9 protein-coding genes and 1 tRNA gene are annotated in these 8430 nt (G+C 68.6%); 4 read left to right on the top strand and 6 right to left on the bottom strand.

The annotated features are described in order from the left end of the window. The first annotated feature begins 65 nt into the window (after positions 1-65). Positions 66-875, top strand: coding sequence for an ergothioneine biosynthesis protein EgtC (egtC, locus tag ACFU5M_RS27910; RefSeq protein WP_379053867.1), 810 nt, complete (start codon positions 66-68; stop codon positions 873-875). A 16-nt stretch (positions 876-891) separates the two neighbouring features. After that, entirely contained in the window at positions 892-1863 is a 972-nt protein-coding gene (gene egtD, locus ACFU5M_RS27915; RefSeq protein WP_379053868.1) for an L-histidine N(alpha)-methyltransferase, read from the top strand. A 21-nt stretch (positions 1864-1884) separates the two neighbouring features. On the opposite strand, the gene ACFU5M_RS27920 is transcribed toward egtD, so the two are convergent. From ACFU5M_RS27920 to ACFU5M_RS27945, 6 genes are all read right to left on the bottom strand, one after another. After that, on the bottom strand, positions 1885-2532 hold the full coding sequence (locus ACFU5M_RS27920; RefSeq protein WP_379053869.1) for a DUF2461 domain-containing protein: 648 nt from the start codon (positions 2530-2532) through the stop codon (positions 1885-1887). Positions 2533-2582: 50 nt separating this feature from the next. Further along, complete coding sequence (locus ACFU5M_RS27925) at positions 2583-3434, bottom strand: hypothetical protein (protein WP_379053870.1); 852 nt, start codon at positions 3432-3434, stop codon at positions 2583-2585. A gap of 102 nt (positions 3435-3536) precedes the next feature. Then, positions 3537-3797, bottom strand: a complete 261-nt coding sequence (locus ACFU5M_RS27930) for a hypothetical protein (RefSeq protein ID WP_379053871.1) — start codon at positions 3795-3797, stop codon at positions 3537-3539. A 95-nt stretch (positions 3798-3892) separates the two neighbouring features. Next, the gene (locus ACFU5M_RS27935) at positions 3893-4873 is read right to left on the bottom strand and encodes a ribose-phosphate diphosphokinase (RefSeq protein ID WP_379053872.1); all 981 of its coding nucleotides are present in this window, start codon (positions 4871-4873) and stop codon (positions 3893-3895) included. Next, the gene (gene glmU, locus ACFU5M_RS27940) at positions 4870-6360 is read right to left on the bottom strand and encodes a bifunctional UDP-N-acetylglucosamine diphosphorylase/glucosamine-1-phosphate N-acetyltransferase GlmU (RefSeq protein WP_379053873.1); all 1491 of its coding nucleotides are present in this window, start codon (positions 6358-6360) and stop codon (positions 4870-4872) included. The genes ACFU5M_RS27935 and glmU overlap by 4 nt, the downstream gene beginning before the upstream one ends. Positions 6361-6450: 90 nt before the next feature. After that, positions 6451-6521 (bottom strand) — tRNA-Gln (locus tag ACFU5M_RS27945). Positions 6522-6939: 418 nt separating this feature from the next. On the opposite strand from ACFU5M_RS27945, the gene ACFU5M_RS27950 reads away from it, so the two are divergent. Both ACFU5M_RS27950 and ACFU5M_RS27955 read left to right on the top strand, forming a co-directional pair. Then, entirely contained in the window at positions 6940-7554 is a 615-nt protein-coding gene (locus ACFU5M_RS27950) for a TetR/AcrR family transcriptional regulator (protein ID WP_379053877.1), read from the top strand. 181 nt (positions 7555-7735) lie between these two features. Further along, positions 7736-8383: a TetR family transcriptional regulator gene (locus ACFU5M_RS27955; RefSeq protein ID WP_379053874.1), complete on the top strand. Its 648-nt coding sequence runs from the start codon at positions 7736-7738 to the stop codon at positions 8381-8383. Positions 8384-8430 lie beyond the last annotated feature (47 nt).

Raw genomic sequence — 8430 nt, forward strand, 5'->3', positions numbered from 1 at the left:
GCGGTCGGACCGAGGTTACGCGGTTCGTGGTTCCCACCGGGCGAAGGTGGCTTCGGCAGGTGCGGATGTGTAGACACCTGGGTTACGTCGGCCCGCCGGTGCGGGTCGGCGACATGTTGACCCTCGGCTCCCATTCACTGCGCACCCAGTCGTGGGCGCCGCGCGACATGCGTCATGGCGGCACCATCAACGCCGACGGCTTCGGCGTCGCCTGGTGGCGCGTCGGAGCGGACGACACGGTCACCGCCAGCCGCTATCGCAACGCGGCGCCGATCTGGACCGACCCGGCCGTGGACGAGGTGCTCCCGCAACTGGAATCCGCCGCGGTGCTCGGGGCGGTGCGGTCGGCGACGGTCGGCATGCCGGTCGAGCGGTCGGCGTGCGCGCCGTTCACCCGCGACCGCTGGGCGTTCAGTCACAACGGCGTGGTGCCGGACTGGCGGCGCACGCTGACCAGCGTGGCCGCCGAGTTCGCGCTCATCGCGGCCGAACTCGGCGCCGAGGATCTGTTCACCCCGGCGCGGCTGCTGGAGGCGGAGTCCGCCACCGACGCGGCCTTGCTGTGGGTGCTGCTGTGCGACCTGCTGTCGACCGGCGCACCGGACGGCGAATGGTCGGCGGCTCCGGCGGCACTGCGGCTGCTGGTGTCCGCGATCCTCGACCGGGCACCGCAAGCACGCTTGAACCTGCTGCTCTCCGACGGCGCGCAACTGTGGGCGACCACCTGCCACCACTCGTTGTCGGTGCTGGTCACCGACGATTTCGCGCTCGTGTCCTCCGAACCCTTCGACGACGACCCGCGCTGGCAGTCGATCCCGGACCGCAGCCTGGTGAGCGCCAGGCCCGGCGCGCTGTCCGTCGACGCCCTCCTCTGACCGAAAGGCCCGTGCCATGACCGCAGCCACGCTGGACATCCACCTCACCGAAGACGACCTGAACACGGCCCTGCGCTCGGATGCCGGGCACGGCCTGACCGCGGCCCCGAAGTGGTTGCCGCCCAAATGGTTCTACGACGCCAAAGGCAGCGAACTCTTCGAGCGGATCACCGAGCTGCCCGAGTACTACCCGACGCGTACCGAGCGCGCGCTGCTCGAGCGGGTGGTCGACGAGATCGCCGACGCCGCCCAGGCCGAGGTGCTGGTCGAACTGGGCGCCGGGTCGGCGGCCAAGACCCGCCTGCTGCTCACCGCCCTGAGCGCACGCGGTCCCTTGAAGACGTATGTACCGCAGGACGTTTCGTCCGCGGCGCTGCGAGCGGCGGCCGACGATGTCGCGGCCGAGTTCCCCGGGCTCGCCGTGCACGGTGTGGTCAGCGACTTCACCGACACCCTGGACAACCTGCCGCGCGGCGGACGCCGGATGATCGCCTTCCTCGGCGGCACCCTCGGCAACCTCGTCCCCGAGGAACGAGTCGAATTCCTCGCCAGGATCCACGCCGTGCTCGAGCCGGGTGAGCAACTGCTGCTCGGCGTCGGGCTGGTCACCGACCCCGCGGTGCTCGTGCCCGCCTACGACGACGCCGCGGGGGTCACCGCCGAGTTCAACCGGAACGTCCTGCACGTGCTGAACGCTCGCCTGCGCGCCGACTTCGTGCCGGAGAAATTCCGGCACATCGCGGTCTGGGACGCGGCGCACGAGTGGATCGAGATGCGGCTGGAGGCGACCGAGGACATGACCATCACGGTCGGCGACCTCGACCTCACCGTGCGGTTCGGCCGCGGCGAGCAGATGCGCACGGAGATCTCCGCGAAATTCCGGGTCGAGGGTCTCGACGCGGAACTCGCCGCCGCGGGCTTCGCCACCGGACACGTGTGGACCGATCCGGACGATCGCTTCGCGCTGATCCTCGCCCAACGGCGCTGACCGGGTATCGGTCGGCGGCGGTCACGACGAGTGCGCGCCGCCGACCACCGCCGCGAGCCACTCGACCAGCGGTCGCATCGTCTCCCACGCGCCGCGGACCTCTTTCGCCGTCCGCGGCGTGTCCAGCCAGCCGGGTGCGCCGAATTCCTTGCCGCACGTGATGGATTTGTGTCGCAGCAGGTCGATGCGCGGGTGGTCGGCGTCGTAGCCCTTGGGTTTGGTCTTCAGCTTCTCGCCGCCGATGGCGCAGCCCGCGTCGGTCAGTTTCGCGAGAATCGCCGCCAGCTCGGGGCCGCGCACCTCGTCATCGATGGTGGCGCGCAGTTGCGCGAGCTGATCGGGCGAGCCCTGGTAGAAGCCGCCGCCGACGAACAGGCCCGCGGCGTTGAGCTGGACGTACCAGCCGACTCCCGGTGCGGCGCGCACCACCGCGCCCTGCGCGGTCTTGTACGGCGTCTTGTCCTTGGCGAAACGCACATCCCGATAGGGCCGGAAGATCTTGGCCGCGCCGAAGTCCGGCTCCAGCTCCGCTACGAGCGCCTTCATGGGCGCGAGCACCGATTCGTCGTAGATCTTCTTGTGCGCGGACCAGAACGCCTTGGAGTTATCGGCCTCCAGGTCTTCGTAGAAGTCCAGCCCCGCCAGCGGGAAGCCCGCGAATCCGGTCATGCTCGCACACCCGCCGCGCTGGTGTCACCGAAGGAACGCATACCGGAAATCTACGTCGTGAAGTCTCCGCCGAACACGGCGAATCCCACGATGAAGCCGATGATCATCCCGACGGCCGCCGCGATCGCTGCCCATTTGCCGAGTGATTCGCCCTTGTTGTGCCCGACGATGCCCAGGATGATCCCGGCCGGACCGAACAGGAACGGGCAGAACAGCACCGCGGTCACCGCGCAGACGAACCCGATGATCGAGTACACCTGGCTACCCGGCTGCCTGGGTGGGGTGGCATAGGGTTCGTACCCTTGTTGCGGGTAGGACGGGTAGCCGTACTGCGGGCCGGACGCCGGATGGTCGTACCCCCCGCCCGCCGGGTACGGAGGTTGCCCGCTCGGCGAATACGGTTGCCCGGCGTCGGCGGGCTGTCCGGTTTGCGGGTAGAGCGGTTGCCCGCCCGACCCGTATTGCGCGTGATCGTCCGGCGTGAACCGATTCGTCGATTCGTCGGTCGGAGGCTGCGGCGCGGAACCCGACAGCGGGGACCCCGGCGCGGCGGGTTCGGCGCCCCAGGACTGCCGGCCGCCCGGCCCGTCGGCGCCCCACGGCTGGGGCTCGGCGGGCTGACCGCTGGGTTCGGCGCCCCACTGACCGCCCAGCGGGCCCGTGGGCGGCGGCGCGCCGCCCGACTGCCACCATTGGTCCGCCGGGCCCGGCTCGCTCTCCGGTGGCCGCGCGGCCGCCGGGTCGTGCTCGGTGGGTTGTGCGCCGGCTTGTGCCGGGGCGGAGCCGGTCGGTGGCTGGGCAGGTTCGTCACCGGAGGCTTCGCCTGCCTGCTTCGACAACGACGGTGACTCCGGCTTCCGCTGCTCGTCGTCCATGTGGTCCGGATCCTTCGGCGTGCTCATCGCACCCTCCTCGTGTCGTCCCGGTCAACCGACCTATGCCTACCACGGTGCGCGCGTCGTGATAGCCGATTGCTACAACGCGGCGCGTCGGGTGGCGGCGGCTCAGAGGTCTTCGTCGTCGACGATCTCGATCGCGGCCACCTCGGCGGACCGGTCGTCGGTCTCGTCGTCCTCGGTGCGACCGTCGTGCGGCGTCCACTCCTGATCCAGCTCGTCGCCGATGCCGAGCCTGCCGTCGTCCTCGTCCTCGTGGTAGCGGATGCGCAGGTCGTCGGGCGGATCCTCGATATTGCGCTGATACGCGCGGATCTCGTCCTCCTGGTCGTCATCCCCCATCTCGGTCTCCAACGGGTCACGGTCCATACCCTGAGTATCCCCACCGATCGCCGTCGGCCGACGCGAACGCCGAAACGGCGGCCCGGACCGGAGTCCGAGCCGCCGTTTTCGCGGTGCGATGCTTAGGCGTTGCCGTTGAAAAGACCGGTGACCGAGCCGTTTTCGAAGACCTCACGGATGGTGCGGGCCAGCAGCGGCGCGATGGACAGGACGGTCAGCTGCGGGAACTTCTTCTCCTCCGCCAGCGGCAGGGTGTTGGTCACCACGACCTCCTTGGCACCGCAGTTGGCGAGCCGTTCGGCGGCGGGCGAGCTCAGCACACCGTGGGTCGCGGCGATGACGACGTCACCGGCGCCGGCCTCTTTGAGCACGTTCACCGCACCCGCGATGGTGCCACCGGTGTCGATCATGTCGTCGATCAGGATGCAGGTGCGGCCCTCGACATCACCGACCACGCGGTTGGACTTCACCTGGTTGGGCACCAGCGGGTCGCGGGTCTTGTGGATGAAGGCCAGCGGCGAGCCGCCCAGCGAGTCGGCCCACTTCTCGGCGACGCGCACGCGGCCGGAGTCCGGGGATACGACGGTGATGTGCTCGAGGCTGTAGTTGGTGCGGATGTACTCCGCCAGCTGCACCTGCGCGTGCATGTGATCAACGGGGCCGTCGAAGAAGCCCTGGATCTGGTCGGTGTGCAGGTCGACGGTGATGATCCGGTCCGCGCCCGCGGTCTTCAGCAGATCCGCGACAAGCCGGGCCGAGATGGGCTCGCGGCCGCGGTGCTTCTTGTCCTGGCGGGCGTACGGGTAGAACGGCAGCACCGCGGTGATCCGCTTGGCCGAGCCGCGCTTGAGCGCGTCGATCATGATGAGCTGCTCCATCAGCCACTGGTTCAGTGGCGCGGGGAAGCTCTGCAGGACGAAGGCGTCGGAGCCGCGGACCGACTCCTCGAACCGGACGAAGATCTCACCGTTGGCGAAGTCGCGTGCGATCTGCGGGGTGACGTGGACGTCGAGTTCCTTGGCGACCTGCTCGGCCAGCTCAGGATGCGCGCGTCCCGAGAAGAGCATCAGGTTCTTCTGGTTGTCGATCCATGACGCGGTCACTGCTGATTGCCATCCTTTTGCTCTATTGCCTGACCCGACATCTCCTTGGCCGCGATGGCTTCCGCCGCCGCGCGGGCCGCGTCCGTCCCCGGACGGTGTCGCTGCACCCAGCCCTCGATGTTCTTCTGCGGTCCGCCGGAGACCGCGAGAGCTCCGGGCGGAACGCTTCTGCGCAGTACAGTACCCGCCGCCGTATACGCTCCGTCACCCACCGTCACCGGCGCGACGAACATGGTGTCGCTGCCGGTGCGCACGTGCGAGCCGACCACGGTGTGGTGCTTGGTCACTCCGTCGTAGTTGACGAAGACGCTGGACGCACCGATGTTGCTGTGCTCGCCGATCGTGGCGTCGCCGACGTAGGTCAGGTGCGGGACCTTCGAATGCGCGCCGATCGAGGCGTTCTTGGTCTCGACGAAAGCGCCGAGCTTGCCCGCATCGCCCACGACGGTGCCGGGACGTAGGTAGCTGAACGGTCCGATGGTGGCCTTCGGGCCGATGGTGGCGCCCTCGCCGTGGGTGCGGATCACCCGGGCGCCCTCGCCGACGACGACGTCGGTGAGCGTGCTGTCCGGGCCGATCTCGGCGTCCTCGCCGACGACGGTGTTGCCGATCAGTTGCACGCCGGGGCGCAGTACGGCGTCCCTTCCGATGCGCACGCTGGCGTCCACCCAGGTCGAAGCGGGATCCATGATCGTGACGCCCGCGCGCATATGGCGCTCCAGGATGTAGCGGTTGAGCGTGCGCGCTGCCGAGGCCAGTTGCACCCGGTCGTTGACGCCGGTGACTTTGGCCGCGTCGACCAAGCGAGCGCCGTGCACCGGGTGACCGGCCTCGCGGGCCAGGCGCAGCACGTCGGTGAGGTACAGCTCGTGCTGGGCGTTGGCGGTGGACAGCCGGCTGATCATGGTGCGCAGCACCGCGGCGTCGAACGCGTACACGCCGGAGTTCACCTCGGTGATCGCGGCCTGCTCCGGGGTGGCGTCGGCATGCTCGACGATCTCGGCCAGCTGGCCGTCCGCGTCGCGCACGATGCGGCCGTAGCCGTTCGGGTCCTGCGGGACGAAGGTCAGCACGGTGACCGCGGGGCGTTCGGCGTAGCTGCGGTGCTCGTCGAGCAGCGCGGCCAGGGTGTGCCCGTCCAGCAGCGGCACGTCGGCGGAGGTGACCAGCACATCGCCGGTGAATCCGACCGGCAGGGCGGCCAGCGCGCACTGCACCGCGTGCCCGGTACCGAGTTGCTGTTCCTGGAGCGCCGGGGTGATCTCCCGGCCCAGGTCGCCGGCCACCGCGGTCACCGCCGCGCCGACTTGGTCGCGGTCGTGCCCAACCACGGTGATGAGGTACGCCGGGTCGATCTCGTTCGCCGCATGCAGCGCGTGCGCGAGCATGCTCCGACCGGCCAGCGAATGCAGGACCTTGGGGGTCTTCGACCGCATTCGTGTCCCGGCACCGGCTGCGAGAACGACGACGGCGGTCTGCTGTGGCATGGATCTCCCTCGGCTGCCTGTCCTCGTGCGGGGCGTCGTCGTGCTTGGTCAGCGATGTGCGGGCCAACGATAGGTCATCGTGCTCTCGAGCTCCGCCGCCAGGACTCGAACCTGAACTCTCTGAACCAAAATCAGATGTGCTGCCATTACACCACGGCGGATTGCCACACCGGCGGTTGGCGAATACCCCCGCCGCTGTGCCATGGCACGGGATGAATCCTCGCATACTCGGCCGCCTCCCCGCGAATTGTTCTGCCCGCCTGTCCGCGTATTCCGGCCGTACCAGGGAGGAGCCTGCACCGCGGCAAGACACGCACAGCGGACCGGTGGGCCGGGCGGGTGGATCGCCCACAGGTCTGGGACAGTGGTATCCGAATGTCGGTGTCGTGCGTCGGAGCCCCGGCGCGACGGCCGACTCGACACGCACGAGGGCAACTCGCCGGGCTCGCCCGCGACCCGCCCGGCATGCGACCGTCGGCCGGAGGGAACCGCCGAGGCAGTCACGACCGGCAACAACGCGGAGAGGGCGGAGGAGCACGGGTGTCTTCGGGTGAGTCGCATCGAGTGTCCCGGCCGCGGATGACCGGCACCCAGCGGCGCCAGCAGCTGATCGAGATCGGGCGCGCGCTGTTCGCCGAACGCGGCTACGACGCGACCTCCATCGAGGAGATCGCGCAACGCGCCCAGGTCTCCAAACCCGTGGTGTACGAACACTTCGGCGGCAAAGAGGGGTTGTACGCGGTCGTCGTCGACCGCGAGATGTCGATGCTGCTCGACATGATCACCTCCTCGCTCACGCAGAACCGATCGCGTATCCGGCTCGAACAGGTCGCGCTGGCGCTGCTGACCTACATCGAAGAACGAACCGACGGGTTTCGAATTCTGGTGCGCGATCAGCCCGCCGCGGCGGCGGAGGGCAGATACTCCAGTTTGCTCAACGAGGCGACCAATCAGGTGGCGCACATCCTGGCCGGAGATTTCGCGCGCCGCGGGTTCGACACCAGTCTGTCCACCCTCTACGCGCAGGCGCTCGTCGGCCAGGTCGCCACTGCCGCGACCTGGTGGCTCGACGAGCGCAAACCCTCGAAAGAGGTTGTGGCGGCACACCTGGTGAACCTGTGCTGGAACGGGCTGAGCCATCTCGAGGCCGAGCCACAACTGAGTTCGGAGTGGCGTGCGGGCGCTGGTGAGTGACTCGGATTGTTAACCAGCAAATTGCGCGGCTGGTCTTGCCGAATGCTCGAATTGGCTGCCGGGCGCGCGCCTGGTGGTACGGTTCACCCATCCTTTGGGTGCTGTTCGGGCGGTAAGTCGGTCAACTTCGGGATGTCGGTCTACTTCAGGATGGCTGGTTTTGGGATGACAGGCGGATCTGATGGCTAGGCAAGCGCGCGCGGAGATCACCCGCGACTCCGTCCTGGCAGGCGCTGCCGATGTCTTTCTGCGCTTGGGATATGCGAATGCGAGCCTGAGCGAGATCATCGCGCAGTCCAATGTGACCAAGGGCGCCTTGTATTTTCACTTCGGCTCGAAGGAAGAGCTGGCGCGCGCCGTGGTCGACCAGGGCAACGAGCGACTGACCAGCTCGTGTCAGGGCTTCTTCGATCCCCGCGTGCCCGCGCTGGAAGCGTGCATCGGCATCACCTACGTCGTCGCCGATCTATCGATGAACGACCCGATGGTCGGCGCCATGCTGAAGCTGACCCACCAGATCGGCGACTACCGCGGCGCCCAAGGCGACAACATCGCCAAGCACTGGGGCGACACCTACCGGCTGCTCGCCGAGCGAGCCATCGCGCAGGGCGACCTGATCGCCGACCTGGACGCGGAGGTCATCGGCCTGCTGTGGCAGGAGATGGCCGCGGGCGTGCACATCATCGCCGTCGGCACCGAATCCATCGACCAGATGGCGGTCCGGATGGAGCGCGCCTGGTACTTCCTGCTCCCGGCCCTGGTGCCGCCGGAGAAGTTGTCCTACTTCCGCGAGTTCGCGGCCAGGCGACTGCGTCGCTACGTGCCGTAATTTTGGCCGCGACTTCGTCGCGGCGTGTTCGCGGCCCCTTTGTGGCT

Source organism: Nocardia sp. NPDC057455 (assembly GCF_042802775.1).
Taxonomy (GTDB): Bacteria; Actinomycetota; Actinomycetes; order Mycobacteriales; family Mycobacteriaceae; genus Nocardia.

Bases quoted from the DNA above. Each gene is read 5' to 3' on its own strand.
- ACFU5M_RS27925 (WP_379053870.1), bottom strand. From the start codon at position 3,434: ATGAGCACGCCGAAGGATCCGGACCACATGGACGACGAGCAGCGGAAG.
- ACFU5M_RS27955 (WP_379053874.1), top strand. From the start codon at position 7,736: ATGGCTAGGCAAGCGCGCGCGGAGATCACCCGCGACTCCGTCCTGGCA.
- ACFU5M_RS27930 (WP_379053871.1), bottom strand. From the start codon at position 3,797: ATGGACCGTGACCCGTTGGAGACCGAGATGGGGGATGACGACCAGGAG.
- egtC (WP_379053867.1), top strand. From the start codon at position 66: ATGTGTAGACACCTGGGTTACGTCGGCCCGCCGGTGCGGGTCGGCGAC.
- ACFU5M_RS27920 (WP_379053869.1), bottom strand. From the start codon at position 2,532: ATGACCGGATTCGCGGGCTTCCCGCTGGCGGGGCTGGACTTCTACGAA.
- egtD (WP_379053868.1), top strand. From the start codon at position 892: ATGACCGCAGCCACGCTGGACATCCACCTCACCGAAGACGACCTGAAC.
- ACFU5M_RS27950 (WP_379053877.1), top strand. From the start codon at position 6,940: ATGACCGGCACCCAGCGGCGCCAGCAGCTGATCGAGATCGGGCGCGCG.
- glmU (WP_379053873.1), bottom strand. From the start codon at position 6,360: ATGCCACAGCAGACCGCCGTCGTCGTTCTCGCAGCCGGTGCCGGGACA.